Origin of the sequence: Nonomuraea wenchangensis (genome assembly GCF_900111685.1) — a bacterium.
Lineage (GTDB): Bacteria > Actinomycetota > Actinomycetes > Streptosporangiales > Streptosporangiaceae > Nonomuraea > Nonomuraea wenchangensis.
Genome location: NZ_FOHX01000002.1, coordinates 59,348 through 85,430 on the forward strand (window position 1 = coordinate 59,348; position 26,083 = coordinate 85,430).

Genomic DNA, 26,083 nt, shown 5'->3' on the forward strand with positions numbered 1-26,083 from the left:
AGCCCGCCCCCGCTCTAACCGGAAGCACAACGTCCGGAATGGGGCCTAGGGTCGGGGCTCATGGACGAGTTTCGCGAGCGGGACCTCTCCGCGGCGCGCTTCGAGCGCGTGAACCTCCAGGACGCCGCCTTCGACCGGGTGGACCTGGTCAACGCCCGGATGCACTCGGTCGACTTCACCGGGGCCGACCTCCGTGCCGCCCTGTTCCGGCGGACCCGCCTGCGCGGCGTCGAGCTGATCGACGTCGAGATCTCCGGCGAGCTGAGCAACGTCGTCGTCAACGGCGTCGACATCGCCCCGCTGGTCGAGGCCGAGCTCAACCGGCGCATGCCGGAACGGGCGAAGATGCGCCCCGACGACCCCGCCGGGTTCCGCGAGGCGTGGGCGATCCTGGAGCGGCTGTGGGAGGGCACCCTCGCGCGGGCCCGTACGTTCCCCGAGGCCGCACTGCACCGCGGCGTCGATGACGAGTGGTCCTTCATCCAGACCCTCCGGCACCTGAACTTCGCCTCGGCCGCCTGGGCGGGCCGGATGGTCCTCGGCGATCCTTCGCCCTGGCATCCGCTCGACCTGCCCTGGGACGAGGCGCCCCGGTGGGACGGCATCCCGTGCGAGCGCGACCTGCGCCCCTCGCTCGACGAGGTGCTCGCCGTCCGCCGCGAGCGGCAGGCGATGGTGCGCGGCGTCCTGGACGCGCTCACCGACGAGCGGCTGGCCGCCGAGGTGACGCGCACCGAGCCCGGCTGGCCGCGCCTCGAACGTTTCCCCCTCAAGGAATGCCTCCACATCGTCCTCAACGAGGAGTGGGAGCACCGGCTCTACGCCGAACGCGATCTGAACGCACTGCAGAAGGAAGACTGACTGTGGACATCCTGCTCATCGGCGGCCTCTGGCTCGACGCCTCCACCTGGGACGACGTCGTGCCCGAGCTCGCCGCGCTGGGCCACCGCCCGGTGCCCGTCGCCCTGCCCGGCCAGGGCGACGGCTCCCGCTCGGCCACGCTCGCCGACCAGGTGGCGGCCGTGCTCGCCGCCCTCGACACGGCGTCCGGCGAGGTCATGGTGGTGGGGCACTCGGCCGCCTGCACCCTGGCGTGGCTGGCCGCCGACGCGCGGCCGGAACGGGTCTCCAAGGTGGCGCTCGTCGGCGGTTTCCCTGCCGCCGACGGGGCCGCGTACGCGGACTTCTTCGAGGTGACGGACGGCGTCATGCCCTTTCCCGGGTGGGGGCCGTTCGAGGGGGCCGACTCGGCCGACCTCGACGAGGAGGCCAGGCGGGCCTTCGCCGCCGCCGCGATCCCCGTGCCCGAGGGCGTCGCCAAGGGCGTCGTACGGCTGACCGACGAACGCCGTCACGACGTGCCGGTCGTCGTCGTGTGCCCCGAGTTCGGGCCGGCCGAGGCCAAGGCGTGGATCGACGCCGGGGACATCCCCGAGCTGGCGCGGGCCAGGAACGTCACGTTCGCCGACCTCGACTCCGGTCACTGGCCCATGCTGACCCGGCCGCGCGAACTCGCCGGCCTCCTCGCCGCAGAGGCCGGCGAAGGCTGAGCATCAAGCGGGCGGGTGGGAGGCGGCGACGAGGGCTTCGGCGGCGGGGTGCCAGGGCCGGCCGAACGGGCCGCTGAGCACGAGTCTCCTGGTGACCCGCTGGTCGAGCGGCACCAGGACCAGCCGCTCGTCCAGCATCGCCGCGGTGAGACCGGGCACCAAGGTCACCCCGACGCCGCTGCGGACCATGGCGAGCAGCGTGCCCATCTCCCTGATCCGGTGGGCGGGCGCGAACGGCGCCCGCCCCTGGCGGAAGACCTCTCTGACGTGCGACTCGCAGCCGCCACGGGACAGCAGGAAGGGGTCGTCCTCCAGGTCCGTGACGCTGATCGACGCCTCCCCCGCGAGCGGGTGGTCCCGCCGGAGCAGGGCGTGGAAGGCGTCCACGCCGACGACCACCCCGGTGCCCGGCGGCGGGTCGACGAGCACGGCGAGCTCGACGGCGGAGCCCGCGAGCCAGCCGGCGACCTCGTCGTCCTCGCCCTCGAACACGGTGATCTCGACCTCGGGGAAGTCGGCCTTCCACCGGTTGAGCAGCCCGGGGAGGAGCCCCTGGCACACGGACGGCGGGGCGCCCAGCCTGACGGCCCCGCGCGGCACGCCGTCGCGCAGGGCCACGAGGTCGTCGATGGCGACGGCCGCCGCGACCGCGGCCCGCGCGTGGGCGAGGATCCGCTCGCCGAACGCCGTGGGCCGCGGCCGGCCCTGACGCAGCAGCACCGGAGCCTTGAGCGCGCGTTCCAGGGCGGCGACGGCGTGCGAGACGGCCGACTGGCTCACGCCGAGGGCGTCGGCCGCCGCGCCGAAGCCGCCCTCGTCGAGCACCGCCACGAACGCCCGCAACTGGGCCAGGTGCACCGTCATGAGTTTCCTTCATAGGGTCGGCGGGCCGGCTTGTTGGACTCATGCTCCCCTGTTCAGCAGGATGCCGTCCATTCCTGAGGAAAGGGGGAGGCGGAATGCGATGGATGCCGGCGTTCGTGACGTTGTCCGCCATCTGGGGGGCGAGCTTCGCGTTGATCAAGATCGCGGTCGAGGCGGGGGTCTCACCGCTGTGGGTGGCGTTCTGGCGCTGCTTCTTCGGCGCGCTGGCCCTGCTCGCGGTGTGCGCGCTGCGGCGCGAGCCGCTGCCTCGCGACCGGGCCGTCTGGGGGCACGCGCTGGTCGTGGCCGCGCTGCTCAACGCGGTGCCGTTCGCCCTCCTCGCGTACGGCGAGACGCTGGTCAGCTCGGTGCTCGCCGGCGTGTGGAACGCGACGACGCCGCTGACCACGCTGGTGTTCGTCCTGCTCCTGGTGCCGCAGGAGCGGCCGACCGCCCGCCGCCTGCTCGGGCTGCTGGTCGGCTTCGCCGGGGCGCTCGTGGTGCTCGCCGCAGGGCCGGACGCGGGCGGCGGCCCGCCGATCGGGAGCCTCGCCTGCCTGGCGGCCACGGCCTGCTACGGAGCCGGGTTCGCCTATACCCGCAGGTTCTACTCGGGGCGCGAGGGCTCCGCCGCGGCGCTGTCGGCCGTGCAGATCGTCTGCGCGACCGCCGAGCTGGCCGTCGTCCTCCCGTTCGCCGGCGGCGGGCCGTCCTGGCCCGGCGTGCCCGCCGCGTCGGCGCTCGTGCTGCTCGGCGCGGTCGGCACCGGGCTGGCGTACATACTCAACCTGCGGGTGATCCGCTCGGCGGGGTCCACGATCGCCTCCACCGTGACGTACGTGACGCCCCTGTGGTCGACGTTGCTCGGCACGGCGCTGCTGGCCGAGCCGCTGGGCTGGAACACCGTCGCGGGCGGCGTCCTCGTGGTCGCCGGGGTCCTCCTCTCGCGTACGGGCGGCCGCGCGGCGGCGGCGCGGCTCACGCCCCGGTGATCGCCTGGTCGGCGCCGAGCGTCTTCTTCCTGGTCTCCAGGAACGTGCGCAGCGTCGCCGCCTCCTCCCCCACCTTGGCGGCGTCGGCCCCGTCGTTGAGGTTGTAGGCCGCGACCAGCTTGTCCAGCAGGCCGGTGGCGGCGTCGCCGGCCAGCAGCTTGGCGTACAGGGCGCGGTACTGCTCCTCGTAGAGCTTCTTGAAGCCGGCGTCGGCGAGGAACTTCTTCTTCAGCGGGTGCCCGCCCATGCGTCCCATGCTGATCGTGTCGTGCACGCCGCTCGTGGCGTCGCCGTTGAAGGCGAGGTTGAGGTCCCAGGTGACGACCGTGAACTTCCCGGCGGCGAGGTCGTACCAGAGGTAGTAGTTGCGGCCGGGGCCGGCCATGTCGTCGAAGTTGACCATGAGGTTCTGCAGGGCCACGTAACGGGCGAACGACTCCACGTCCAGGCGCTCGGCCAGGCCGGCCGCGAACTCCTCGGCGGAGGACTCGTTCACCCACTTCACGAAGTCGATGACCGGCTGCAGGTCCTTGCCGCCGACCTTGTCGACCTGCTTGAAGTCGGTGCCGTACGCGGTCTGGTCCTCGCCCTTGTAGGTGAAGGAACTGGAGGCCAGCGACTTGTACAGCACGCCGTCGCCCAGGCCCTCGGCGTAGCCCTCGTCCAGGTACTCCACCAGCAGGCGGGGCGTCGAGGCGCGGCCGTTGACGGTGAAGGAGCCGTAGGTGGAGCGCTGGGTGGGCTCGCCGGCCGCGCCGACGACCGCGATGCCGAGCGCCTCGTTCAGCATCGCCGTCGAACCGGACAGGGACGGGCGCACGGCCAGCTGACTGTGGCCCTGGTAGCGGCGGCCCTCCACGAACTCGTCGAAGCTGATCAGCCAGGGCAGGCTCTCCGGCTCCTCGGCCTTGAGCGAGGCCCGCATCATGCCACCGCCACCGGGCGGCCGCCCGTTGCCCGGCGGAGGCTGTCCGTTGCCCGGCTGGAAGCCCTCGGGAGGCTGGAAGCCTTCGGGAGGCTGGAAGCCTTCGGGAGGCTGGAAGCCGTCCGGCGGGCCGCCGCCCGGCATGACCCGCCGCTTGCTCTGCCCCTTCCAGGTCAGCCCCTGCAACGTGGAGTTGCCCTTGAGCCGGACGCCGACGCTGGGGATCCGGGTGCCGTCGATGACCAGGTCGGCCTCGACGTACTTCTTCTCCCCGTCCTTGAAGTACTCGGTCAGCATGTCCTCGTACGCCTCGTCGGTGAAGGTGAGTCGCACGTCGTGCGGCACCGAGGCGTCGAACAGGTCCTTGGAGCCGGTCAGGTTCGTGGTGACGGTGCCGGCCTCGGCGGCGCGGGCGCTGGTGACGTACGGGCGGATCGTCCCGCTGCCGAACACGCCCCAGCAGACGGCCAGGAACGCCGCGCACAGCGCGACCAGCCTCCAGTTCTGCCGAAGTCTGACCGGGACGCGGTGTTTGAGCTGTGCCATGGCCGGGCCCTACAGATCGGTCTGGTCGTACCCGGTCAGGACCGTGACCGACTGGCCGTGGTTGCGCTCGCGCAGTCCGGAGATGACGTCGGCGGGCTCGCTGCCCTTCTTGATCTTGACGGTGTACATCAGTTCGAGCAGCGCGCCGCCCCGGATCGACTCCATGCTGACCAGCTCGAACTCGTCGGTGTGCCGGACGAGCACGTCCTGGATCGCCGTGGTGTAGTCGTCGTCCGACGGCACCTGCACCTTGACGACCTGACGCCGTACGTTGAGCTGGAACCAGTTGAACCGGTGCATGACCACGACGATCAGCGAGATCGCGACGGCGGCGACCACGGCCAGCAGGTAGAAGCGGGTGCCGACGGCCATCCCGACGCCCATCACCAGGAAGATGAACCCGACGTCGCGGGTCTCCTTGATGGCGTTGCGGAACCGCACCACCGACAGGGCGCCGACCAGGGCGAACGCGCGAGCGATGTTCGAGCCGACGACCAGCATGATCAGCGAGATGAGCATGCCCAGGACGACCAGCGTCTGGACGTAGGACTGGCTGTAGGACACGTTGCGGTGCGTGGCCCGGTAGACCCAGCCGATCATCGCGCTGAGCACGAACGACAGCGACATCGCGATCGCGATGTCGGCCACGCTGAACGTGCCGGACAGGTCCTGGAAGGAGAAGTCCATAGGGGGTCATGCCTCCAAGGGGACCGCCGGCCGGGAGCGGCCGGCGTCGAGGTCGGTGTCGAGGTCGTGGTCAGGAATGTGGAACACCGAGCGCGGCGCGAGCCCGTACGCCTCGACGCTCTGGCAGTACTTGGAGACCCGCACCACCTGCAGGTTCCGCTTCGCGGTGAGGTCGGTCAGCCAGTACGGCACCCGCTCGTCGGCCTTGACCTCCACGATCACCTTGCGGGCGGGGACGATGAGCCGGTCCTCGGCGTCCGCGCCGAGGTGGAAGTCCCGGTCCCGGCCGCGGATCCGCTGGTCGAACGTCACCCGCAGGCCCACGTCGGCGTCGCGGCCGACGTAGGCGTGCCTGGTGTAGCCGGTCATCGCGACGGCTCGCAGGTCGAGGCGCAGGACCAGGTCCAGCACCTCCTCCAGGAAGGGCCGCTGGGCGGGCTCGTGCTCGACGAGCGTCCGCCCGTCGCAGAGGAGCAGCGCGTCACGGTACGGCAGGCGTACCCGCCGCTTCTGGGTGACCCGGTTGACCCGCTGCTTGATCTCGACGTACACCGGCGTGTCCTCGCCCACCGAGAACCGGTCGCCGTAGTGGCGCACCCGCAGCTTCCTGCGGAACTTCAGCCCCTCGATCTTCTCCCAGTAGAAGCGGAGCTGCCGGGTGTCGTAGTAGACGCTCCAGACGCCGTAGCCCCGGTCGCCGCTGTGGCGGTCGCGGTCGAGCCGCCGCCCGATCTCCTCGCGGAGCGCGGCGGCCTCGGCCACGTCGACGAGATACTTGATCTCGTACCGGTTGAACGCGTGCATGGCCCTCCTTTCGTCCGCACACATCCGACAGCACGAAGCTGGGAAAAGTGTGTGAACCGGGCCTGACGTCCAGGTGAACGCGCGCTACCCCCAGAGGTCGAGCGTCAGCGCCCGGTGGTCGGACACCTCGGGGGCGGCCACGATCTCGAACCGCGTGACCGCGTCCGGCTCGGACACCAGCAGGTAGCTCGCGTGCCGCACCGGCTTGGGATAGCGGGAGGTCCGGGTGTCGGCGTCCCGCACCAGGTCCACCAGGTCCAGCCCGCCGAGCACCTGGAACGTCTCGCTGCCGGGCAGGACGTTGAAGTCGCCGCACACCACGGTCAGATCGCCCTTCTCGCGCGCCCCGGCGACGAGGTCCGCGAGGCGTTCGGCCTGCGCGCGGCGGGCGGGGGTGTCGGCCTTGCCGCTCGCGTCCCGCAGGCCGTGGAAGTTCACGACGGTGGCGAACCGCCCGGCCCGCCGGTCGAACACACGCACCGCCAGCGCGACCCGCGGCCGGCCGTCGCTGGGCCACCGGTCGCCGTGGTCGGCGTACTCGCCGTGGGCGAAGCCGGAGCGCACGCCGACGACGGGGAAGGCCGGGGCGACGAAGGTGGCGAGCCCGAAGTCCTGCTGGTGGACGCGGTGCTCGTGGTCCTGGACCGGCCCGGAGTCGCACGCGCTGAACAGGGCGTGGTGGCGGGGCAGGCGGGCGCGTACGTCGCCCAGGAGGTCGGCCCGCTGCGGCAGCGAACGATCGTCGTCGTCGAACCGGGTCCAGCCGGCCGCGGTCGGGGTGTGGGTGACCTCCTGCAGGCACAGGACGTCGGCGTCGCAGCCGCCGAGCCAGGGGGCGAGCTCGTCGAACATCGCCCCGCCCCAGGTGTTCAGTGAAGTGATCCGCACGCCCCCACACCCTAGGACATCGGTCAGGTCACGAGTCCCCTGCGGTAGGCGTAGACGACGGCCTGCACGCGGTCGCGCAGGTCGAGCTTGGTGAGGATGCGGGAGACGTACGTCTTCACCGTCTCCTGGCTGATGACCAGCGTCGCGGCGATCTCGCTGTTGGACAGGCCGTCGGCGATGAGGCGCAGCACCTCCAGCTCGCGCGGGGTGAGCGCCTGGTCGTCCGGGGTCTGCTCGGTGGGGCGGATGCGGGAGGCGTAGCGGCCGACGAGCTGCCTGGTCACCTCGGGGGCCAGCAGCGCGGCGCCCGAGGCGACGGTGCGGATGCCCTGGAGGAGCTGCGCGGGCGGGGCGTCCTTGAGCAGGAAGCCGCTCGCGCCGGCGCGCAGCGCCTCGTAGACGTACTCGTCCAGGTTGAACGTCGTGACCACGAGCACCTTGACGGGACGCGCCACGCCGGCGCCGGCCAGCAGACGGGTCGCCTCGATGCCGTCGAGCACCGGCATCCGGACATCCATCACCACGATGTCCGGGTCCACCTCACGGGCGAGCTCGACCGCGGCGCGGCCGTCGCCGCACTCGCCCACCACCTCCAGGTCGGGCTGCGCGTCGATGATCGTGGCGAACCCGGTGCGGATGAGCGCCTGGTCGTCGCAGACCAGGACGCGTACCGGCGCGGTCACGCCGGGTTTCCCGCGGGGATGCGGGCCCGTACGACGAAGCCGCCGCCCGCCCGCCGGTCGGCGCTGAACTCGCCGCCGAGGGCGTCGACCCGCTCGCGCAGCCCGGCGAGGCCGCGCCCGCTCCCTCCGGGTGAGCCGGCCGCGGAGCCGGAGCCTTCGGTGGTGACCTCCACGGTGATCTCCTTCTCGCCGTGGCGGACGCTGACCGCGGTGCGACTGCCGTGGGCGTGTTTGAGGGCGTTCGTCAGGGATTCCTGCACGACCCTATAGGCCACGAACTCGGCGCTGCCCGCCGTTCCCGCGGGTTCGCCCGCCTCCGTGAGCTCCACCGGCTGCCCCGCCTGGCGGGTCTGCTCGACGAGCTCGCGGAGGTCGCCGATGGACGGCGCCCGGACATGGGCGGCGCCGGCGCCGTCGTGGTCGGGGTTGAGCAGGTTGAGCAGGTGCCGCAGGTCGGAGATGGCCCGGCGGCCGGTGTCGGTGACGGCGCTCAAGGTGGCGTCGAGGCGTTCGGGGGCCGCGGTCAGGTAGCGGGCCGCCTCGGCCTGCACGACCATCGCCGTGACGTGGTGGGTGACGACGTCGTGCAGCTCGCGGGCGATGCGGGTGCGCTCGGCGGTGCGGGTGGCCTCGGCGACGGCACGGCGGCGTTCGGCCTCGGCGATCCGGGTGGAGCGCAGCCAGGCCCCGCTGCACCAGGCGAGCACCAGCACCAAATAGAACACCGTGAACCCCTCCGGCCCCTCGGTCGAGCCGAGCCGGGTGAGCACCACCGCGAGCGTCACGTACGCCGCCGACAGCAGGACCACGACGACCCGCCGGCCCCGTTCGAGGTGGGCGCCCGCGCTGATGAGCGCGAAGGCCAGCGCGGTGCCGGCCACCGTGTGGTAGACGCGGACCTGGTCGAGGGCGAACCCGAGCGAGACCAGGCCGATGGAGACGGCCGGCCACTGGCGGCGCACGGCGAGCGGAAGGCACTGGAGGGCGATCGCCACGACGGCCAGCTCGTCGAAGGGGCGGGCCGGCAGGTCGCCGAGCTGCGTCCCGTTGTTCTGGAGCGCCGGCAGGAACGACGTGACCATCAGCGCCACCCCGAGCGGTGCGTCCCGGACCGTGACGTGGAGCCGCTGCCACAGCTCCCTGACCCGGCGGAAGTCGATCATCGGGAGAGCCTAGCGTCCTCGCCGGCCGCCGCGACGCGCCTGCGCGGGATCCAGGTGCCGCGCCGGTGGGCCAGCCACACGAACACGATCGTCAGCAGCGTGCAGAACACCACCGCGTACACGCTGCCCTCGGGACCGAACGCGCCGCCGGTGAGCGCGGCGGGGCCCGACGTCACGCCGTGCAGCAGCCCGTCCGAGGCGCCGTTGCCGGAGACCTCCGCGCCGAAGATGCCGGCGGCGGCGAAGTTCCAGCCGAAGTGCAGGCCGATCGGCAGCCAGAGGGTGCGGGTGGCGGCGTAGCAGGCGGCGAGCATGCCGCCCGCCTCGATCGCGATGGCGGTCGCGCCCCACAGGTCGGCGTGCGGGTTGACCAGGTGCACCAGCCCGAACACCGCTGCGGTGAGCGTCAGCGCGAGCCAGGTGCCGAGGCGTTCCTCGACGATCCTGAACAGAATCCCCCGGAAGAGCAGCTCCTCCGTCACGGCGGCCGCCGCCATGAAGCCGACCAGCCCCAGCGCGCCCATCATCGAGCCCATGCCGTCGATCCGGTAGCCGCCCATGAAGGCGATGTTCACGATCACCGCGGCGAACAGCCCGGCCCCGATCAGCGCCCCGCGCCCGACCGTCCGGGCGGCGCCCGCCGTGGCCACCTCCACCGGGTCGCGGCGCTCGGACCAGCGCACCACGCGGGCGTAGACGAACAGGGCGAGCGCCGCCGTCGCGACGCCGAGTATCAGGGTGAGGAGCGCGTTCCCCTGTACCGCGCTCACCCCCGCGTTGCCGGCGAACGCGACCACCGCGACGGCCACGAACTGTTTCACCAGTCGCATGACGACTCCTTGGAGAGGGTTCGGGAGACCGCCGGTCCGTGCGCCGCGGCCACGCACAGAACGCTAGAGATCCGGCCCTCGGGAATCGTCACCGTACGGTGGACACTCGCGGGTAGCTCGCACGGGGGACAAGTCAGCGGGGGTCGACGACCGCCTTCGCGGCGCGGACACCCTTCACGGCACCCAGGACCGTCAGCCCCGTCATCACGGCGAGCGCCACGAGGGACGCGGTGACCACGCCGATCTCGCCCGGCATGAGCCAGGCCACCACCGCTCCCACCAGGCCGACGCCGCCGCCGGCCAGCGTGGGCGGGCCCGCCGCGCGGTTCGCGGCCAGGAACGTGGCGTCGCTGCGCATCGTCGTGGCGGTGCGGACCCCGGCGAACTCGTTGCGCGGCAGCCGCCCGACCAGGCCCAGGTAGCCGACGACCCCGAGGACGAGGCCCCCGAGCAGCACCACGAGCGGCAGGATCCACATATGTCGATCCTAGATCGCTTGTACGGGTCGAACCAGGCATGCACGGGATTCATGTCCGGCCATGCAGAACATGCGTTTGCCTGATGGCATCCCGGTCGTTTCACTGGACTACCAGCGACCGACCCCCGAGGTGAGACCGATGACCGACTCCGCTGCCCCCGTCTCCGACCTGGACCTCTTCGACGACGAGGTGCTGGTCGACCCCTATCCGTCGTACGCGGCGCTGCGCGAGCTCGGCGCCGTCGTCCGCCTCCCGGCGAACGACGCCTACGCGCTCACCCGCTACGACGTGATCCGCGACGCCCTCGCCGACTGGGAGACCTTCTCCTCGGCCGGCGCCATCGGCTTCAACCCGATGGTCAACGAGGCCCTGACCGGCACGTCACTCTCCTCGGACCCGCCCGCGCACACCCGGCTGCGGGCGGCGCTGACCGCCAACCTGTCGCCGCGGGCGCTGCGCGGGCTGAAGGCCACCATCGAGGCCAAGGCGGACGCGCTCGTCGAGGAGCTGGTCGCCAAGGGCTCGTTCGAGGCCATCGACGCGCTGGCCCGCGCCCTGCCGCTGGAGATCGTCGCCGACCTCATCGGGTTCACCGGCCACGTCCGCGACAACATGCTGCGCTGGGGGCAGGCGGCGATGCAGGTCCTCGGGCCGATGAACCAGCGCACCGCGGAGAGCTTCCCGATCGCGGGCGAGCTGTACGCCTGGTGCTCGGCGGTCACCGCCGGCGACCTGACGCCCGGCTCCGTCGGACGCGGGATCTTCGAGGCCGAGGCCCGCGGCGAGATCCCGCCGGACACCGCCGGCCACATCATCCACCAGTACCTCGGCGCCGGCGTCGACACCACAATCGCCTCCATCGGCAACATCGTCGCGCTCTTCGCCCGGCACCCCGACCAGCTCGCCCTGGTGCGGGAGAACCCGGCGCTGGTCCCGGCCGCGTTCAACGAGACGCTCCGTTTCTGGCCGCCGATCAACGCCTGGGGACGCCGCGCGACCCGGGACGTGGAGATCGACGGCGTCCTGATCCCGAAGGGCGCGAAGGTCGCGGTCCTGCTCGGCGCCGGCAACCGGGACCCGCGCCACTACCCCGACCCCGACGCGTTCCTGGTCGAGCGCAACCCGATCGACCACCTGTCGTTCGGCTACGGTCCGCACGGCTGCGCCGGTCAGGGACTCGCCCGGCTGGAGGCGCACGCGGTCATCACGTCCCTGTCCCGCCGCGTCGAACGGCTCGTCGTCGGCCCCGAGGTGCGGGTGCCGAGCAACGTCACCCGGAGCATCGAAGAGCTCCCCGTCCTGGAAGTGTTCCCCGCATGAAGATCGTCCTGAACCGTCCCCGCTGCGAGGGTCACGGCCTCTGCGAGGAGGCCGCGCCCGCGCTCATGCACCTCGACGACGACGGCGAGCTGGTCCTGCACCAGGAGGAGATCGGCGACGCCGACGTCCCGCAGGCCCAGGCCGCCGTCCGGGTCTGCCCGGTCGCGGCCCTCCGCCTCACGTGAACGGGCCTCGCGTGAACGGGCCTCGCGTGAACGGGCCGGTCAGGCGGGTCGTCGTCGTCGGCAACGGCGTCGCCGGGCTCACCGCGGCGGACGCCCTGCGCGACAGCGGCTACGACGGGGAGCTGACCGTCGTCGGCGACGAGCGGCATCCTGCCTACAGCCGCCCGGCGCTGTCGAAGGCGCTCCTGCTCGACGGCGACGACCTGTCGTCCCACGAGCTGCCGCCGGCCACGCACGGGGCGCACGAACTGCTCGGGGTCCGGGCCTCGGGGCTCGACCTGGAGCGCCGGCTCGTCAGGCTCGACGGCGGCGACGCGCTGCCGTACGACCGGCTGGTGATCGCCACCGGCTCCCGCGCCCGGCGGCTGACCGGGCTGCCCGACGAGCTCACCCTGCGCGGGCTGGACGACGCGCTGGCGCTGCGGGCGCGGCTAGCCGGGCGGCCGTCGGTCGTCGTGGTCGGCGGCGGCCCGCTCGGCATGGAGATCGCCTCCGGCTGCCTGGCGGCGGGCTGCCGGGTCACGCTCGTCTCCGACGGGGTGCCGTTGAGCGCGCAGCTGGGGCCGTACCTGGCGGGCGTCTTCGTCAGGGCCGCGCTGGAGCGCGGGCTGACCCTGCTCACGAACGGCGCCACGCACGTCGAGGCGTCCGCCGGGCAGGCCCGCGTCCATCTCGGCGACGGGGAGGTCGTCGAGGCGGAGCTGCTGGTGTCGGCCGTCGGCGACGTCCCCAACACCGAATGGCTGGCCGGCACCGGCCTGGCCGACGGCGGCGGCGTCCTCCAGGTGGACGAGCGCGGACTGGTGCGCCCCGGCGTCGCGGCGGCCGGCGACCTGGCGGCGTTCCCGACCCCGTACGGGCGGCGCCGCGTCCCGCTGTGGAGCAGCGCGATCGAGCAGGCGAAGGTGGCCGGGGCCGCCCTCGTGCGCGGTGAGCAGACGCCGCCGCTGCGGTTCCAGCCGTACTTCTGGACCGAGCAGTTCGGGCTCAGCCTCAAGGCGGCGGGCGAGCTACCGGTGGCGGGAGAGCCGGCGTTCGTCGAGGGCGGGCCCGGCGGGCCGGCGCTGATGCGCTGGTCCCACGGCGACGGCCGCGGCGTGGCCGTGGCGCTGAACCACCGCGTCCCCATCCCGAAGCTGCGCCGGGTGAGCCAGGCCGCCGCATAGGATGCGTCGCGATGAGCGACGACGACGACAGGGGCACCGCGGGCTCGGGGCTGGACCGGCTGGCGTCGGTCAACCTCAACCTGCTGGTGCCCCTGCTCGCGGTGCTGGAGGAGCGCTCGGTCACCAGGGCCGCCCAGCGGGTCGGCCTCTCCCAGTCGGCGATGAGCCACGCACTCGGCCGCCTGCGGCGGCTGCTCGGCGACGACCTGCTCGTCCGGCAGGGCAACGGCGTCACGCTGACCCCGCGCGCCGTGCAGCTCATCGCGCCGCTGCGGGCGACGCTCGAACAGGTCGCGGACGTGGTCAGGTTCCCCGTCTTCGACCCGGCGACGGACGGCCGGGTGATCACGGTCGCGATGACCACCAGCACGGCGTTCGTCCTCGGGGCGCGGCTGGCCCGCCTGGTGGCCGAGCGGGCGCCGAACGCGACGCTGCGCCTGCGTACGATCACCGTGCCGACCGAGTCCACCTACACCGAGCACGGCGTGGACGTCGTCCTGGTGTCCGAGGCGATCGCCGCGCCGTACCCGCGTGAGCGGCTGTACGACGACCGCGGCGTGGTGGTGACCTCCGTGGACACGCCGCCGGAGTCGAGCGCGCTCGACCTGCTGTCCGCGCAGCCGCACGTGGTGGTGGACACCGAGCGGCGGGTCTTCCCCTACTCGGTGCTCGACGAGCACGGCGTCCCCTACCGGGTGGGGCTGCTGATCTCGGACTTCCTGCTCGTGCCCTACCTGGTGGGGCGGGCCGGCGGGGTGGCGCTGATGAGGTACCGGGTGGCGCGCGAGATGAGCACGCTCGTGCCGCTGCGGATCGAGGAGTTCCCGTTCCCCATCCCCGGTCTGGGCATCGACATGGTGTGGAACCCGCGGCTCGGCGACCACCACTTCATGGCGTGGCTGCGGCAGCTGCTGTTCGACGCGGCGCGGGCCTGAGCCGGGCCGTCAGCGGCGGCCGATCGTGCCGAGCCAGCTCTCGGTGAGCACGTCCAGCATCTCCTCGCGCTGGACGCCCCAGTGTCCCGCCACCCAGTGGCGCGCGACGTGGTCGAGCTCGGTGATGGCGATGACGCTGCGGAAGTGGCGGGTGGCGGCCGGGAACCGGTCCGCGCGGTTGAGTCCCTCCTCGACGTCGCCGATGGCCTCGTTGAGCCAGGCGCCGAGGAGCTCGCGGATCTCGGGGTCGACGGCGGCGGCCTCGAAGGCCGCCGTGGTGTAGGGGCGGATGACCGGCCAGCGCAGCGAGATCGCCGCGAGCCAGTCGCGGATCCGCTCCCTGGTGCCGTCCGCGACCACGGTGACCAGGTCGTGCGCGGTCGAGCCGTGCTCCGGTGAGGGGACGCGGCCGAGCTCGGCGTTGAGCCGCTCGGTGATGAGCGCCTTCATCAGCTCGACCTTCGAGGGGAAGTAGGCGTAGAACGTCACCCTTGTCGTGCCCGCCGCCGAGGCGATGTCGTCGACCGTGGTGGCCGCGTAGCCCTTCGACACGAACAGCTCCAGGCCGGCGTCCAGCAGGAGCTTGCGTGTCATCTCCTTCTGTGCCTCACGAAGCCTCGCCATGCGGCCAGCGTAGAGCACTCAGGCCGTGTTCCGTCCTCGGCGCCCATTTCGGATACGCGCTGCTCAAACTCTTGACGCCATGTTAAATCTTGTGCCACTTTGCACAATCAACGCGGTGATGCCGCTCACACCCCACCCCCCTCCCCTTTGACGAGGAAGACGACCGCCATGACTCAGACCGCCGCGCGCAGGCAGGGGCACACCGCAACGGTGCTCGCCGGCTGCTTCGCCGTGCTCCTCGCGCAGGTGGCGTACTCGCTGCCCGGCGCGCTCAACGGCACCTTCCAGCAGGAGTTCCAGACCACCGGCGCCGAACTGGCCTGGATCACGGCCGCCTTCGCGATCCCCATGGTCGTCCTCGAACTGACCACCGGCGTGATCGGCGACCTGTTCGGCCGCAAGCGCCTGCTGCAGGCCGGCGCGGCGCTCACCGTCGCCGGCTCGGTCATCTGTTACCTCGCGGGAACGGTCCAAGTCCTGTGGATCGGCCAGGTCGTCGCCGGCGTCGGCGCGGCGATCCTGTACCCGATCTCGCTCGCCATGCTGGCCGCCGTGAGCACGTCGCAGGAGGCCAGGTCCAGGTCCATCGCGATGTGGGCGGGCTTCCTCTCGGCCGGCGCCGCGATCTCCCCGCTGATGGGCGGCTGGCTGGCGGCGGACGGCGGGTGGCGCACGTCGTACCTGGTGGTGATCGCCGCCTCGGTCGTCTCGATCGCCATCACCCAGTTCGCCGCCGACTCCTCCGCGCCCGAGGGCCGCCGGCTGGACGTTCCCGGCCAGGTCACCCTGGCTCTCGGCCTGATCGCGCTGCTCTTCGCGGCCACCCAGGGCTCCGAGGCGGGCTTCGCCCGACCCGAGATCATCGGGGCCTTCGCCGCGAGCGTGGTGCTGCTCGGCGCGTTCGTCGTCATCGAGCTGCGGACCGAGGTCCCGCTGCTGCGCCTCACCATCTTCGCCAACCGCTCCTACGCGGTCGTGGCCGTCGCCACGGTCGTCGGCATGTTCGCCTTCCTCGCCACCTGCTACTCGATGAGCATCTGGCTCGGCGCCATCCAGCACCAGAGCGCGCTCAGGGTCGGGGTGCTGTTCCTGTTCATCCAGGGTCCCGCCTTCCTGCTGGTGCCGGTCGTCTCGCACCTGATCCGCAACGTCGCGCCGCGCTGGGTGCTCACCACCGGCTTCGCGCTCATCGCGGTCAGCGGCATCTGGTGCTCGACGTTCGACGTGCACGACCCGAGCTGGACCCGTTTCATGCTGCCGATGCTGGCCCTCGGCGTCGGCTTCGCGCTCACCGTCGGCTCGATCACGGCCGTGGCGATCAACGCGGTGCCGCTGCGGCTGGCGGGCATGGCCAGCGCCACCACCAACCTGCTGCGCGACTTCGGCTTCGCGCTCGGGCCCGTGCTCATCGCCGCGTTCGCGGTGAGCCGCGCGAACGGTGACCTGACGCAGGGCCTCGGCCCCGCGATCGCGGCCTCCGGGTTGAAGGCGCCGTACACGGAGGTCGCGGGCGGCCTGGCCCAGCAGGGCGGCGCGATGGCGGTCAACTCGATGCCGGTGGTGCCTGGCGCGGGCCCTGACCTGCCGCCGGTGCCCATGCCGGACAGCCTGCGCGTGCTGGCCTTCGAGTCCCTGGGCAACGCCTACAACGTCGCCTTCCTGGTCGCCGGGCTGTGCGCGGCCGTCGCCGCCGTCCTGACCCTGGCCGGGCTCTTCGGCTCCGGCCGGGCCGACGTCGAGGAGCACCTGGACGACGACGACCAGCTCATCGCCGCCACCTGACGCCTCGACCAGAAGAATTTACAGGGAGGACATTTGCTTGACGCCCTGTAAAATTATGTGACACGATCGCCAGCGAAAGGAAGTACCGGTGAAAGGTGCGCGAACTGCCATGAGCAGCACCGTCAACACCGTCCTCGGGCCCGTCCCCGCGGACGACCTCGGGGTCGTCGCGATCCACGAGGCCCTGCTGTCGGTGCTCCCGGGGGCGGAGCACGCCTTCGACATCACCATCGACCGCGCCGAGATCTTCGAGATCCTGGCGCGGAAGCTGGCGGACTTCCGGGCGCACGGCGGCGGGACGATCGTCGACAGCACGGGCATGTTCCACGGCCGCGACCCGCGGCTGTACGAGGCGCTGTCCCGCTCGACCGGCGTGCACATCGTGGCGTCCACGGGCATGGGCCCGGAGAAGCTGCTCGGCGGCTACTTCCTCACCCCGCAGACCAACCCGCCGACGCCGTGGCCGGCCGAGAAGTTCGCCCGCCTCTTCACCCAGGAGGTCACCGAGGGCATGGTGGTCCCGCGCGTCGAGCGGCGGGCCGCCGCGGGCCTCGTGGCCACCGCCGCGACCCGCGAGGGCATGACCGCCACCGACGAGAGCCTGCTGCGCGGCGCGGCCCGCACCGCCCTCGCCACCGGCGTGCCGCTCTCCGTCCGCCACGGCGCCGACGCCGTGCACGACCTGGAGATCGTCCTGGACGAGAAGCTGCCGGCCGACCGCGTCGTCGTCGGCGGGCTCGACCGCGAGGACGCCCTCGCCGCCGGCGCCCCTCTGGAGATCGCCCGCCGCGGCGCGTACGTCGCACTCGACCACGTCGGCTCGGACGGGGGCGTCACCGACCAGGACCGCGCGGCCCTCGTGCTCGACCTCGTCGGTGCCGGGCACGGCGACCGTGTCCTGCTGTCGGCCAACGCCGTCGGCGTGGCCAAGGGCCACCCCGGCAACGACCTGCCGTTCAGCCACGTCCTGTCGGAGTTCGTCCCCCTGCTCACCGCGCGGGGCCTCGGCGACGAGGACGTCCGGCGCATCCTCGCCGGCAACCCCCGCGACCTGCTCTCGGTGCGCTGACCGCCACCGGCGAGAGCCTTTCCGGACCTTCAAGAGGTGAGTTCTGTGACGAGAGTGAACACCGTACTCGGGCCCATCCCGGCCGAGGAGCTGGGGATCGTGGCCATCCACGAGCACATCGGGTACGGCATGCCCGGCTCCGAGCTGGACAGCACGTGGTGGAAGTCCCCCGAGCAGCGTTACGCGGAGACCGTGCCGAAGCTGCGCGCGTTCCACGACCACAGCCGCGAGTACGGCGGCGGCACCTTCGTCGACGCCACCGGCATCTGCAACGGCCGCGACGTCGACTACTACCGGACGCTGTCGGCGAGGACCGGCGTGCACATCGTGGCCTGCACCGGCTTCGTCGGCGGCGACACCGCCCTGCCGTTCTTCGAGCGGGCGAGCGTCGACTACCTGACCCGGCAGTTCGCGCACGAGATCACCGTCGGCATCGGCGGCACCGGCGGCCGCGCGGGCGTCATCAAGGTCGGGGTGAGCCGCGGCGGACGCATGACCGAGCTGGACAAGCGCATCTACCGGGCCGCCGCCCGCGCCGCGCTGGAGACCGGCGTGCCGATCCTCACCCACCTGGCGATCGACGCCGAGACCGCCATCGCGATCTTCAACGAGGAGGGCCTGCCCCTCGACCGGGTGCTGTTCGGCCACGCCGACGACGGCGTGAACGCCGAGAAGACCCGCGACACCTGGATCGCCGAGCAGGGCGGCCGGGTCGGCTTCGACACCTTCGGCTACGAGACCGAGCTGCCCGACCCGCCGTTCTGGGCCCGCCCGCGCAGGGAGCGGCTCGACCACTTCCTCCGCTTCATCGGGCAGGGGCATCTGCGCAGGGTCCTCGCCTCGGCCGACGCCAACTGCAGCCCCCTGGGCTGGCCCGGCGTGAAGGGCCACACCGTCAACTACATCTTCGAGGACCTCATCCCCGACCTCCGGGCCGCCGGCCTCGACGAGCGCACGATCGCGACCGTCTTCGTCGACAACCCCGCGGATTTCCTGACCATCCAGACCTGAGAACAGAGAACCGGGACCATGCAGCCTTCCGACCTGAGAAACCTGAACATCGCGATCGTCGGCGCGGGGTACGCCGGCGCCGCCGCCGCCAAGGCCCTGAGTCTCCTCGGCGCCACGGTCAACGTGTACGAGCAGGCGGGCGCCGTCCGCGAGGTCGGGGCCGGCATCGGCCTGCGGCCCTCCACCATGGACCGGTTCCGCCAGTGGGGCGTCTTCGACGCCATCGCCGAGGTCAGCTCGCCGAGCGACTACTTCGAGATCCTCACCGCCACCTCCGACCCCATCGCCAAGGAGGAGTGGCCGGAGATCGCCACGTACGGCGAGAAGACCCACCTGATCCACCGCTGCGACTTCATCGAGGCCCTGCTGGGCGTGCTCCCCGAGGGCATGGTGCACCTCGGCCACAAGCTGGAGTCCGTCGAGGACGAGGGCGACCGGGCCAGGCTGACCTTCGCGGGCGGCCGGTCGGTCACCGCCGACCTGGTCGTCGGCGCCGACGGCATCAAGTCGGTGGTGCGCGCGCGGTTGTTCGGCGACAACCCGCCGGTCTTCTCCGGCGAGCACGCCTACCGCGTCGTGATCTCCGTGGCCGACGCGCACGGCCTGGCCGTGGACGACAACCTGCGGATGTACATCGGCCGCGGCACCAAGGTCTACTTCCTGCCGCTGCGCCACCGCGACCAGGTCTCCTTCGACATCACCGCCCTCTGCCCCGACCCCACCTGGGCGCCGAAGGTCACCAAGGACGACCTGCTGAAGACCGTCGAGGGCTTCGACCCGCGGATCGTCGACATCACCCGCAGCCTGGACGTGGACGCCGTCAACTGCCGCGCGGTCTACGACATCGACCCGGTGGACACCTGGCACTCGGACTCGGTCGTCCTCGTGGGCGACGCGGCCCACTCGATGCTGCACCACCAGGGCCAGGGAGCTAACTCCGCGATCCTGGACGCCGGCGCCCTCGCCGACGCGCTCAAGGAGGCCGGCTCCGTCAAGGAGGCGCTGGCCTCCTACCAGGCCGCCCGCAAGCCGGTGACCGACGAACTGCAGCGGATCTCCCGCCAGGGCTGGACGGAGGACGAGATCAACGACGTCTTCCCCGGCCAGAAGCCCAACTCCCAGCAGCCTTCCTCCGAACAGCCGCAGGACTGACGCCATGCCTCTGCATCCCGACATCGCCAAGGCGCTGGCCGCCATGCCGGCGCCGCCGCCAGGACCGCTCGACCCGGCCGCCATGCGCGCGGCCGAGGAGGCGGACGTCCCGCCGATGGCAGAGCGCCTGCCGCTGCACGCCGTGGAGGACGCCACCGCGCGCACCGCGTCGGGCGAGGTGCCCGTGCGGATCTACACCCCGGCCGACGCGGCCGCGTACGGCCTGCTCGTCTACTTCCACGGCGGGGCCTTCTTCCTCGGCAGCCTGGAGACGCACGACCACGTCGCGCGGTCCCTGGCGAAGGAGACCGGGCTCAAGGTGATCTCCGTCGGCTACCGCCGGGCGCCGGAGCACGCGTTCCCCGCCGGCCTCCAGGACTGCTACGGGGTGGTCCGCTGGGCCGCCGAGCAGGGCGGGAGCCTCGCCTGGGACGGCGGCACCCTCGCCGTCGCCGGCGACAGCTCGGGCGGCACGTTCGTCGCGGCGGTGGCCGCGATGGCGCACGACGACGGCTTCGACCGGATCACGCACCAGGTCATGTACTACCCGTCGCTCGACCTGGACTTCGACGTCGACCGTTATCCGTCGCTGCGCGAGAACGCCGTCGGCTACGGCCTGGAGACGGCGGGGCTGAAGCCGTTCAACGCCTTCTACCTCGGCAGCGGGGCCGATCCCGCCGATCCGCTGGTCTCGCCGATCAAGCGCCCGGACCTCACCGGGCTGCCGCCCGCGCTGGTCATCACCGGCGAGTACGACCCCATGCGCGACGAGGGCGAGCTGTACGGCCGGCGGCTGGCGGAGGCCGGCGTGCCCGCCACGGTGAGCCGCTACCCGGGCGCGGGCCACGGGTTCGTCCAGCACTTCTCCTGGATCCCGGACTACCACCGGGCCTTCGAGGAGACGGCCGGCTTCCTGCGGGGCGCGTCGTGACGCGCGTGCACCCGCTGGTCTCGCCGTGGGGCCGGTTCGGCCTTTACAGCTTCTTCATCGACGCGCCCGAGCCGGCGATCGTGGACACGGGCATCGCGTCCTCGCCCGCCGAGGGCATGGCCCCCGCGCTGGAGGCGATCGGGCGGCGGATCGAGGACGTGCGCTGGATCCTGCTCACGCACGGCCACATCGACCACGTCGGCGGCGCGTACGCGCTGTGGGAGCGGACCGGCCGGCGGGCGCGGGTCGTCATCCACGAGGCCGACGCGCCGATGCTGCGCTCGCGGCACGCGCACGTCGAGGAGTACCTCGCCGGCCGGGGCCGCTACCTGGCCGACCCGGACGGCGCGGCCAGGGTGGCGGCGGCCACCGAGGCGGTCATCTCCGGCGAGATGGAGCCGGACCTGCTGGTCAGGGGCGGCGAGACCATCCCGCTCGGCGGCGACGTCACCGTCTCGGTGCACGCCATCCCCGGGCACACGCCCGGATCGGTGGCCTACGTGCTCGACGGCCAGGACGACGTGTTCGTCGGCGACGCGGTCCAGGTGCACGGGGCCGCCAACGGCTTCCCCGGCTACACCGATCCGGTCGCCTACCGGGCGAGCCTGGAGCGTCTGCGCGACGAGGTGCGCCCGCGGCACCTGTATCTCGGGCATCCGTACCGGCGCGCGGACGGCGTGCCGTACGGCGTCGAGCTCGACGCCGGTCAGGCCCGCGAGGCGATCCAGGGGAGCCTGGACATCGAGGCCCGGGTCGGCGCGGCGGCCCGCCGCTGCCTGCGTGAGGGCCCGCGCGAGACGGACTCGCCGTACTCGCCGTTCGCCCCCGTCGCCGGAAGCCTCGGCTACACCGGCGACCCCACGCTCGAACCGTCGCCGTTCTTCACCTCGATGCACGCCTACCGAGCCGAACTCGTGAGAGAAGGAACCACCCACCATGGCTGACATCCCGACGATCCAGGCGGGCTCGCAGCGGATCGCCGTGCGCAAGGACCTGCGGGTCCCGATGCGCGACGGGGTCACCCTCGCCGTGGACGCCTACCACGGCACCGAGGACAAGCCGCGGCCAGCGCTGGTCGCGATGAGCGCGTACGGCAAGGAGCTGCAGGCCCTCGCCCTCACCACGCCGCCCCAGCGCCGCCCCTCCCCTATGTGGGACGGCTGCATCGAGGCCGGTGACATCGCCCGCGTGGTCAAGGAGGACTACGTCCACGTCATCGGCGACATGCGCGGCACCGGCGACTCCGGCGGCGAGATGATCGGCAACTACAACGCCGGCGGCGTGCCGCAGGGCCAGGACCTGTACGACCTCATCGAATGGGTCGCCGCCCAGCCCTGGTGCGACGGGAACGTCGGCATGATCGGCATCTCCTACTTCGGCTCCATGCAGGTGCTCGCCGCCGCCGAACGGCCCCCGCACCTGAAGGCGATCTTCGTCAGCGGCGGCCACTTCGACTTCTACGAGACCACCTACCACGGCGGCATCATGTGGTTCATGCCGCGGGCCGCCCGCGAGGGCCGCGGCGGCGACTCCGGCATCGCCCACACCAACGTGATCTCCCGCATGCGGCACGTGCACTCCCCGGAGGAGCTGGAGCGCCTGGTCGAGGAGCGGTTGCGGGACCCGGACGTGGCCGCGTGGCCCAACCTCGTACACGTCCTGAAATATCCGAAAAACCGCGAGTTCTGGTTCGACATCGTGATGAACCCCCTCGACGGCCCCTGGTACGAGGAACGCAACCCCATCAACCTGGCCCGCACCATCGACATCCCGGTCTACCTGCAGATCGACCAGGGCCGCGGCTGGACCGTGGACGGCCACATCGAGCTGTTCCACGCGCTCAAGGGCCCCAAGAAGCTGGACATCGGCTCCTACCCGCCGATGCAGTCCCGCCCCTGGGTCGAGGAGCACGACAAGATGTTCCGCTGGTACGACCACTGGCTCAAGGGCATCGACAACGGCGTCATGGACGAGCCGGCCGTCAGCGTCTTCGTCGAGGGCTCCCGCGAGGTCGTCACCGCCGGCCAGTGGCCGCCCAAGCCGGTCGAGCACCGCCCGCTCTACCTGCGCCCGCGCCACAAGCTGTCGTCCGAGCCGGAGCTGATGGGCGCCGAGCACGCCGCCCCCGACGGCTTCTACCAGGCCCCGCTCACGGTCACCGACAAGGTCGAGACGGTGAGCTGGAGCACCGAGCCGTTCGAGCAGGCCACCGAGCTGATCGGGACCGGCGCGGCGCACCTGTTCGCCGAGATCGACCAGGACGACACCAACTTCATCCTGCGTCTGTGGGACGCCGCGCCCGACGGCAGGCGGCAGCTCATCACCACCGGCTATCTCAAGGCGTCGCACCGCGAGCTGGACGAGCGCACCACCGAGGGCGATCCGTACCATCCGCACACCCGCGCGGTCCCCGTCGAGCCGGGCGCCGTCGAGGAGTACGTGCTGCGCCTCTACCCGTTCGCGGCCACCTTCCGCCCCGGCCACCGCCTGGTGGCGGAGCTGTCGAACGACGAGCCGCTGGCCGACGCGCACAACGCGCTGCTGCCGCCGGACGCCTTCCACCTGCCGGTGGGCCGCCCGGTCACGCACAAGATCTACCGCGATGCCGCCCACCCGTCGCGGCTCGTCCTGCCGTTCACCACGAACCCCGGCGAGTAGCCGGGCGGGTCAGGCGGCGGGCGCCTGGTGGTAGACGGAGTGCCAGACCTCGTTGCGGATGCGGGAGAACTCCGGCGACAGCCGCACCTCCTCGGTCCTCGGGTACGGCAGGTCCACGTCGATGACCCGGTGGATGCGCCCCGGCCGCGCCGCCATGACCACGACCCGATTGGCCAGGTAGACGGCCTCGTCCACGTCGTGCGTGATGAACATGACCGTGCGCCGCTCCCTGCTCCACGTGTCGAGGAGCTGGTCCTGGAGCTGGACGCGGGTGAGCGCGTCGAGGGCGCCGAACGGCTCGTCCATGAGCAGCACCTGCGGGTCCACCGCGTACGCGCGGGCGATGGCGCAGCGCTGCTTCATGCCGCCGGACAGGGTCTTCGGCAGCGCGTCGGCGAAGTCCGACAGCCCGACCAGCTCGATCGCGTGCTCGGCCCGTCTCTTCCGCTCGTCGGGCGGCAGGTTCATGAGCTTGAGCCCGAACTCGACGTTCTTGCGCACGCTCAGCCACGGGAACAACGCGTACTGCTGGAAGATCACCCCGCGGTCCGGGCCCGGGCCGGCGACGGGCGCGCCGTCGAGCAGGATGTCGCCCGTCCCCGGCTCGGTCAGGCCGGCGGCCATGCTCATGAGCGTGCTCTTGCCGCAGCCCGACGGGCCGACGACGGTGACGAACTCGCGGTCGGCGATGTCCAGGTCCACCCGGTCGAGGGCGAGGAAGTCGCCGCCCTTCAGCGGGAACGACTTCGACACGTTCCTGAAGGAGATCTTGGGGATCATCGGCGCTCCTGCCATCCGGTCAGCCTGCGCTCGGCCAGCAGCAGGAGCCGGTCCATGACCAGGCCGAGCACCCCGATGCTGATCAGGCCGACGAAAATCGTGGGAAGGTCGTAGTAGAGCTGGGCCTGCTGCATGCGGTAGCCCAGCCCTTCCTGGGCGGCGATCAGCTCGGCCGCCACGAGGGTGCCCCAGGCCGCGCCGAGGCCGATGCGCATGCCGACGATGATGAACGGCGTCGAGGCCGGCACCACCACCTTCATGAAGATCGTGCGGTCGGACGCGCCCAGCACGCGGGCGGCGTTGATGAGCGTCCTGTCCACGTCCAGGACGCCCTGGAAGGTGGAGACCACGCTGGACAGGAACGCGGCCAGGAAGATGACGAACACCTTGGGCGTCTCGCCGATGCCCATCAGCAGGATGGCCAGCGGGATGATCGCCAGCGGCGGGATCGTACGGAAGAACTGCACGTAAGGCTCGATCAGCGCGCGGGCGGTGGCGTACCAGCCCATGAGGAAGCCGACCGGGATGGCCAGCACCGTGCCCAGCACGAAGCCGGTGAAGACGCGGCGCAGGCTCGCCAGGACGTCGGTGACGAGGGTGCCGTCGGCGATGAGCTCGGCGCCCCGCCGCACCACCTCGACCGGCCCGGTCAGGCCCGTGATGCCGGACACGGACAGGCCGGTCCAGACGGCGAGTCCGGCGATCACGGCCGCCACGTTGAGCACGACCGTGCGGCCGGGCCGCGGGCGGCGGCGGCGCGGCGAGGCGGACGGTTCTGTGACGGTGGCGGCGGTCATGGCTCGCAGCTCTGCATGGTGTGGTGGATCCTTCTCGGTACGGTTCAGGGGACGTCGGGGCGGAGGTGGGCGGGGATCGAGGGCTCCTCGTGCAGGAGGAGGGCGATCGCGCCCATCGCGGAGGCGTTCACGCCGAGGTCGGCGGGGACGACGGCGATCTCGCGGGACGAACGCGGCAGCGACCGCTCTGTGATGGCCTCGCGGATCGGGTCGAGGACCAGGCTGCCGAGCCCGGCCAGCTCGCCCCCGACCACGACGAGCGCCGGGTCGAGCTGGGTGACGGTGCCCGCCAGCACCCGCCCGAGGTCGGCCGCGGCCGAGGCGACGATCTCGCACACGGCGGGCACGCGGTCCTGGGCCGCGGCGACCAGCGCGTCCAGCGCGGGCAGCCGGACGCCCTGGGCGGCGCACCGCTCCAGCAGGCCCCGGCCGCCGATGTGCCCCTCCAGGCAGCCGCGCGAGCCGCAGTGGCAGGGCGGGCCCTCGGGGTCGAGGCAGACGTGGCCGAGCTCGCCGCCGGCGCCGTGCGCGCCGCGCATCAGCCGGCCGCCGGCGAGGAAGCCGCCGCCGACGCCGACCGACCAGCGCACGTACACCATGTCGCGGACCGGCCTGGCCACCCCCCACGTCGCCTCGGCGAGCGCGGCCAGCCGGGCGTTGTTGTCCACGGCGAGCCGCACCCCGAACTCCTCGCCGAGCCGCCTGGCCAGCGGCAGGTAGCGGGCGGGGACGACCGCGGACCGCTCGCCGCCCAGGGGGACGGGCGGCAGGTGCTCGTCGACCACGCCGACGAGGCCGAGCCCGATCGCCTCCAGCGCGCCCAGGCTCAGGCCGCGCTCGGCGGCGGCGGCGCGGACCAGCCGCACCGCGCTCTCCGCCTCCTCCTCCGGGCCGGCCTCCTCGGGCAGGTCGGCCGAGGCCGTCGCGACCACCTGGTGTGCGGCGTTGGCGACGGCCAGGCGTACCCGGTTGCGCCCCAGGTCGAGGCCGAGGAGCAGGCCGGCGTCGGGGTTGAGCGAGACCAGCGCGGCCGGTCGGCCCCGCCCGCGCGGCTCCGCGGCCGAGCCCTCGGTCTCGATGACCACGCCGCGTTCGAGCAGCCCGGAGACGATCGCGAACATCGTGGTGCGGGACAGTCCGGTGCGCTCGGTGAGCTGGGCGCGGCTCAGCCCGCCGGCCGAGCGCAGCGCGGACAGGACGGCGTCCTCGTGCACCCGCCGCAGCCGTTGCAGGGCGTCAGTGGGGGTCGACATGGGTCCATT

Annotated in this window: 27 protein-coding genes; 14 read left to right on the top strand and 13 right to left on the bottom strand. The window is 72.3% G+C overall.

Annotated features, from left to right (window positions below):
- Window positions 1–60: 60 nt before the first annotated feature.
- Window positions 61–861 (top strand): DinB family protein, encoded by an 801-nt coding sequence (locus BMW85_RS04655; RefSeq protein WP_091077360.1) that lies wholly within the window; start codon window positions 61–63, stop codon window positions 859–861.
- Between the two features lie 2 nt (window positions 862–863).
- The gene (locus BMW85_RS04660; protein WP_091077363.1) at window positions 864–1,550 is read left to right on the top strand and encodes an alpha/beta fold hydrolase; all 687 of its coding nucleotides are present in this window, start codon (window positions 864–866) and stop codon (window positions 1,548–1,550) included.
- A 3-nt stretch (window positions 1,551–1,553) separates the two neighbouring features.
- On the opposite strand, the gene BMW85_RS04665 is transcribed toward BMW85_RS04660, so the two are convergent.
- The gene (locus BMW85_RS04665) at window positions 1,554–2,414 is read right to left on the bottom strand and encodes a LysR family transcriptional regulator (RefSeq protein ID WP_091077365.1); all 861 of its coding nucleotides are present in this window, start codon (window positions 2,412–2,414) and stop codon (window positions 1,554–1,556) included.
- 95 nt (window positions 2,415–2,509) lie between these two features.
- Here BMW85_RS04665 and BMW85_RS04670 point away from each other — a divergent pair, with 95 nt between their 5' ends.
- Window positions 2,510–3,406 (top strand): DMT family transporter, encoded by an 897-nt coding sequence (locus BMW85_RS04670; RefSeq protein ID WP_091077368.1) that lies wholly within the window; start codon window positions 2,510–2,512, stop codon window positions 3,404–3,406.
- Here BMW85_RS04670 and BMW85_RS04675 read toward each other — a convergent pair.
- The 8 genes from BMW85_RS04675 to BMW85_RS04710 all read right to left on the bottom strand — a co-directional run bounded on the left by BMW85_RS04675 (window position 3,393) and on the right by BMW85_RS04710 (window position 10,410).
- Window positions 3,393–4,877 carry a CotH kinase family protein gene (locus tag BMW85_RS04675; RefSeq protein WP_091077371.1) on the bottom strand — a complete coding sequence of 495 codons (1,485 nt, stop codon included), beginning with the start codon at window positions 4,875–4,877 and terminating at the stop codon, window positions 3,393–3,395. The genes BMW85_RS04670 and BMW85_RS04675 overlap by 14 nt on opposite strands.
- Before the next feature lie 9 nt (window positions 4,878–4,886).
- Window positions 4,887–5,564: a DUF4956 domain-containing protein gene (locus tag BMW85_RS04680; RefSeq protein ID WP_091077374.1), complete on the bottom strand. Its 678-nt coding sequence runs from the start codon at window positions 5,562–5,564 to the stop codon at window positions 4,887–4,889.
- A 6-nt stretch (window positions 5,565–5,570) separates the two neighbouring features.
- Window positions 5,571–6,368 carry a polyphosphate polymerase domain-containing protein gene (locus BMW85_RS04685; protein ID WP_245774625.1) on the bottom strand — a complete coding sequence of 266 codons (798 nt, stop codon included), beginning with the start codon at window positions 6,366–6,368 and terminating at the stop codon, window positions 5,571–5,573.
- 84 nt (window positions 6,369–6,452) lie between these two features.
- Window positions 6,453–7,256 carry an endonuclease/exonuclease/phosphatase family protein gene (locus BMW85_RS04690; RefSeq protein WP_177240489.1) on the bottom strand — a complete coding sequence of 268 codons (804 nt, stop codon included), beginning with the start codon at window positions 7,254–7,256 and terminating at the stop codon, window positions 6,453–6,455.
- 23 nt (window positions 7,257–7,279) lie between these two features.
- On the bottom strand, window positions 7,280–7,939 hold the full coding sequence (locus BMW85_RS04695) for a response regulator (RefSeq protein WP_091077380.1): 660 nt from the start codon (window positions 7,937–7,939) through the stop codon (window positions 7,280–7,282).
- The gene (locus BMW85_RS04700; protein WP_091077382.1) at window positions 7,936–9,102 is read right to left on the bottom strand and encodes a sensor histidine kinase; all 1,167 of its coding nucleotides are present in this window, start codon (window positions 9,100–9,102) and stop codon (window positions 7,936–7,938) included. Before BMW85_RS04700 ends, BMW85_RS04695 begins: the two co-directional genes overlap by 4 nt.
- Entirely contained in the window at window positions 9,099–9,932 is an 834-nt protein-coding gene (locus tag BMW85_RS04705) for a CPBP family intramembrane glutamic endopeptidase (RefSeq protein ID WP_091077384.1), read from the bottom strand. The genes BMW85_RS04700 and BMW85_RS04705 overlap by 4 nt, the downstream gene beginning before the upstream one ends.
- 133 nt (window positions 9,933–10,065) lie before the next feature.
- Window positions 10,066–10,410, bottom strand: coding sequence for an SdpI family protein (locus BMW85_RS04710; protein ID WP_091077386.1), 345 nt, complete (start codon window positions 10,408–10,410; stop codon window positions 10,066–10,068).
- Window positions 10,411–10,549: 139 nt separating this feature from the next.
- On the opposite strand from BMW85_RS04710, the gene BMW85_RS04715 reads away from it, so the two are divergent.
- From BMW85_RS04715 to BMW85_RS04730, 4 genes are read left to right on the top strand one after another with little or no spacing between them, the layout of a single operon-like run.
- Complete coding sequence (locus BMW85_RS04715) at window positions 10,550–11,731, top strand: cytochrome P450 (RefSeq protein WP_091077388.1); 1,182 nt, start codon at window positions 10,550–10,552, stop codon at window positions 11,729–11,731.
- Window positions 11,728–11,916: a ferredoxin gene (locus tag BMW85_RS04720; RefSeq protein ID WP_091077391.1), complete on the top strand. Its 189-nt coding sequence runs from the start codon at window positions 11,728–11,730 to the stop codon at window positions 11,914–11,916. Before BMW85_RS04715 ends, BMW85_RS04720 begins: the two co-directional genes overlap by 4 nt.
- An 11-nt stretch (window positions 11,917–11,927) precedes the next feature.
- Complete coding sequence (locus tag BMW85_RS04725) at window positions 11,928–13,082, top strand: NAD(P)/FAD-dependent oxidoreductase (protein WP_245774626.1); 1,155 nt, start codon at window positions 11,928–11,930, stop codon at window positions 13,080–13,082.
- A gap of 11 nt (window positions 13,083–13,093) precedes the next feature.
- Window positions 13,094–14,017 carry a LysR family transcriptional regulator gene (locus BMW85_RS04730; protein WP_091077395.1) on the top strand — a complete coding sequence of 308 codons (924 nt, stop codon included), beginning with the start codon at window positions 13,094–13,096 and terminating at the stop codon, window positions 14,015–14,017.
- A gap of 9 nt (window positions 14,018–14,026) precedes the next feature.
- Here BMW85_RS04730 and BMW85_RS04735 read toward each other — a convergent pair whose 3' ends face one another.
- Window positions 14,027–14,611: a TetR/AcrR family transcriptional regulator gene (locus BMW85_RS04735; protein WP_218155666.1), complete on the bottom strand. Its 585-nt coding sequence runs from the start codon at window positions 14,609–14,611 to the stop codon at window positions 14,027–14,029.
- 198 nt (window positions 14,612–14,809) lie between these two features.
- Here BMW85_RS04735 and BMW85_RS04740 point away from each other — a divergent pair, with 198 nt between their 5' ends.
- From BMW85_RS04740 to BMW85_RS04770, 7 genes are all read left to right on the top strand, one after another.
- Complete coding sequence (locus BMW85_RS04740; protein WP_091077400.1) at window positions 14,810–16,423, top strand: MFS transporter; 1,614 nt, start codon at window positions 14,810–14,812, stop codon at window positions 16,421–16,423.
- A 109-nt stretch (window positions 16,424–16,532) separates the two neighbouring features.
- On the top strand, window positions 16,533–17,492 hold the full coding sequence (locus tag BMW85_RS04745; RefSeq protein ID WP_091077402.1) for a phosphotriesterase family protein: 960 nt from the start codon (window positions 16,533–16,535) through the stop codon (window positions 17,490–17,492).
- Between the two features lie 45 nt (window positions 17,493–17,537).
- On the top strand, window positions 17,538–18,503 hold the full coding sequence (locus BMW85_RS04750) for a phosphotriesterase family protein (RefSeq protein WP_091077404.1): 966 nt from the start codon (window positions 17,538–17,540) through the stop codon (window positions 18,501–18,503).
- Window positions 18,504–18,521: 18 nt separating this feature from the next.
- Window positions 18,522–19,655 (top strand): FAD-dependent oxidoreductase, encoded by a 1,134-nt coding sequence (locus BMW85_RS04755; RefSeq protein ID WP_091077406.1) that lies wholly within the window; start codon window positions 18,522–18,524, stop codon window positions 19,653–19,655.
- 4 nt (window positions 19,656–19,659) lie between these two features.
- Window positions 19,660–20,586 (top strand): alpha/beta hydrolase, encoded by a 927-nt coding sequence (locus BMW85_RS04760; protein ID WP_091077408.1) that lies wholly within the window; start codon window positions 19,660–19,662, stop codon window positions 20,584–20,586.
- Window positions 20,583–21,530, top strand: coding sequence for an MBL fold metallo-hydrolase (locus BMW85_RS04765; protein WP_091077410.1), 948 nt, complete (start codon window positions 20,583–20,585; stop codon window positions 21,528–21,530). Before BMW85_RS04760 ends, BMW85_RS04765 begins: the two co-directional genes overlap by 4 nt.
- Window positions 21,523–23,244, top strand: a complete 1,722-nt coding sequence (locus BMW85_RS04770) for a CocE/NonD family hydrolase (RefSeq protein WP_091077413.1) — start codon at window positions 21,523–21,525, stop codon at window positions 23,242–23,244. Before BMW85_RS04765 ends, BMW85_RS04770 begins: the two co-directional genes overlap by 8 nt.
- 9 nt (window positions 23,245–23,253) lie before the next feature.
- Here BMW85_RS04770 and BMW85_RS04775 read toward each other — a convergent pair whose 3' ends face one another.
- From BMW85_RS04775 to BMW85_RS04785, 3 genes are read right to left on the bottom strand one after another with little or no spacing between them, the layout of a single operon-like run.
- Window positions 23,254–24,024: an ABC transporter ATP-binding protein gene (locus BMW85_RS04775; RefSeq protein WP_091077415.1), complete on the bottom strand. Its 771-nt coding sequence runs from the start codon at window positions 24,022–24,024 to the stop codon at window positions 23,254–23,256.
- The gene (locus BMW85_RS04780; RefSeq protein WP_091077418.1) at window positions 24,021–24,821 is read right to left on the bottom strand and encodes an ABC transporter permease; all 801 of its coding nucleotides are present in this window, start codon (window positions 24,819–24,821) and stop codon (window positions 24,021–24,023) included. Before BMW85_RS04780 ends, BMW85_RS04775 begins: the two co-directional genes overlap by 4 nt.
- A 44-nt stretch (window positions 24,822–24,865) precedes the next feature.
- Window positions 24,866–26,074: an ROK family transcriptional regulator gene (locus BMW85_RS04785; RefSeq protein WP_091077420.1), complete on the bottom strand. Its 1,209-nt coding sequence runs from the start codon at window positions 26,072–26,074 to the stop codon at window positions 24,866–24,868.
- Window positions 26,075–26,083: the final 9 nt, after the last annotated feature.

Coding starts and splice junctions, on each gene's coding strand:
- BMW85_RS04655 (WP_091077360.1), top strand. CDS start 61: ATGGACGAGTTTCGCGAGCGGGACCTCTCCGCGGCGCGCTTCGAGCGC.
- BMW85_RS04665 (WP_091077365.1), bottom strand. CDS start 2,414: ATGACGGTGCACCTGGCCCAGTTGCGGGCGTTCGTGGCGGTGCTCGAC.
- BMW85_RS04670 (WP_091077368.1), top strand. CDS start 2,510: ATGCGATGGATGCCGGCGTTCGTGACGTTGTCCGCCATCTGGGGGGCG.
- BMW85_RS04675 (WP_091077371.1), bottom strand. CDS start 4,877: ATGGCACAGCTCAAACACCGCGTCCCGGTCAGACTTCGGCAGAACTGG.
- BMW85_RS04680 (WP_091077374.1), bottom strand. CDS start 5,564: ATGGACTTCTCCTTCCAGGACCTGTCCGGCACGTTCAGCGTGGCCGAC.
- BMW85_RS04685 (WP_245774625.1), bottom strand. CDS start 6,368: ATGCACGCGTTCAACCGGTACGAGATCAAGTATCTCGTCGACGTGGCC.
- BMW85_RS04700 (WP_091077382.1), bottom strand. CDS start 9,102: ATGATCGACTTCCGCCGGGTCAGGGAGCTGTGGCAGCGGCTCCACGTC.
- BMW85_RS04705 (WP_091077384.1), bottom strand. CDS start 9,932: ATGCGACTGGTGAAACAGTTCGTGGCCGTCGCGGTGGTCGCGTTCGCC.
- BMW85_RS04710 (WP_091077386.1), bottom strand. CDS start 10,410: ATGTGGATCCTGCCGCTCGTGGTGCTGCTCGGGGGCCTCGTCCTCGGG.
- BMW85_RS04715 (WP_091077388.1), top strand. CDS start 10,550: ATGACCGACTCCGCTGCCCCCGTCTCCGACCTGGACCTCTTCGACGAC.
- BMW85_RS04720 (WP_091077391.1), top strand. CDS start 11,728: ATGAAGATCGTCCTGAACCGTCCCCGCTGCGAGGGTCACGGCCTCTGC.
- BMW85_RS04730 (WP_091077395.1), top strand. CDS start 13,094: ATGAGCGACGACGACGACAGGGGCACCGCGGGCTCGGGGCTGGACCGG.
- BMW85_RS04735 (WP_218155666.1), bottom strand. CDS start 14,611: ATGACACGCAAGCTCCTGCTGGACGCCGGCCTGGAGCTGTTCGTGTCG.
- BMW85_RS04740 (WP_091077400.1), top strand. CDS start 14,810: ATGACTCAGACCGCCGCGCGCAGGCAGGGGCACACCGCAACGGTGCTC.
- BMW85_RS04745 (WP_091077402.1), top strand. CDS start 16,533: ATGAGCAGCACCGTCAACACCGTCCTCGGGCCCGTCCCCGCGGACGAC.
- BMW85_RS04755 (WP_091077406.1), top strand. CDS start 18,522: ATGCAGCCTTCCGACCTGAGAAACCTGAACATCGCGATCGTCGGCGCG.
- BMW85_RS04760 (WP_091077408.1), top strand. CDS start 19,660: ATGCCTCTGCATCCCGACATCGCCAAGGCGCTGGCCGCCATGCCGGCG.
- BMW85_RS04770 (WP_091077413.1), top strand. CDS start 21,523: ATGGCTGACATCCCGACGATCCAGGCGGGCTCGCAGCGGATCGCCGTG.
- BMW85_RS04775 (WP_091077415.1), bottom strand. CDS start 24,024: ATGATCCCCAAGATCTCCTTCAGGAACGTGTCGAAGTCGTTCCCGCTG.
- BMW85_RS04780 (WP_091077418.1), bottom strand. CDS start 24,821: ATGACCGCCGCCACCGTCACAGAACCGTCCGCCTCGCCGCGCCGCCGC.
- BMW85_RS04785 (WP_091077420.1), bottom strand. CDS start 26,074: ATGTCGACCCCCACTGACGCCCTGCAACGGCTGCGGCGGGTGCACGAG.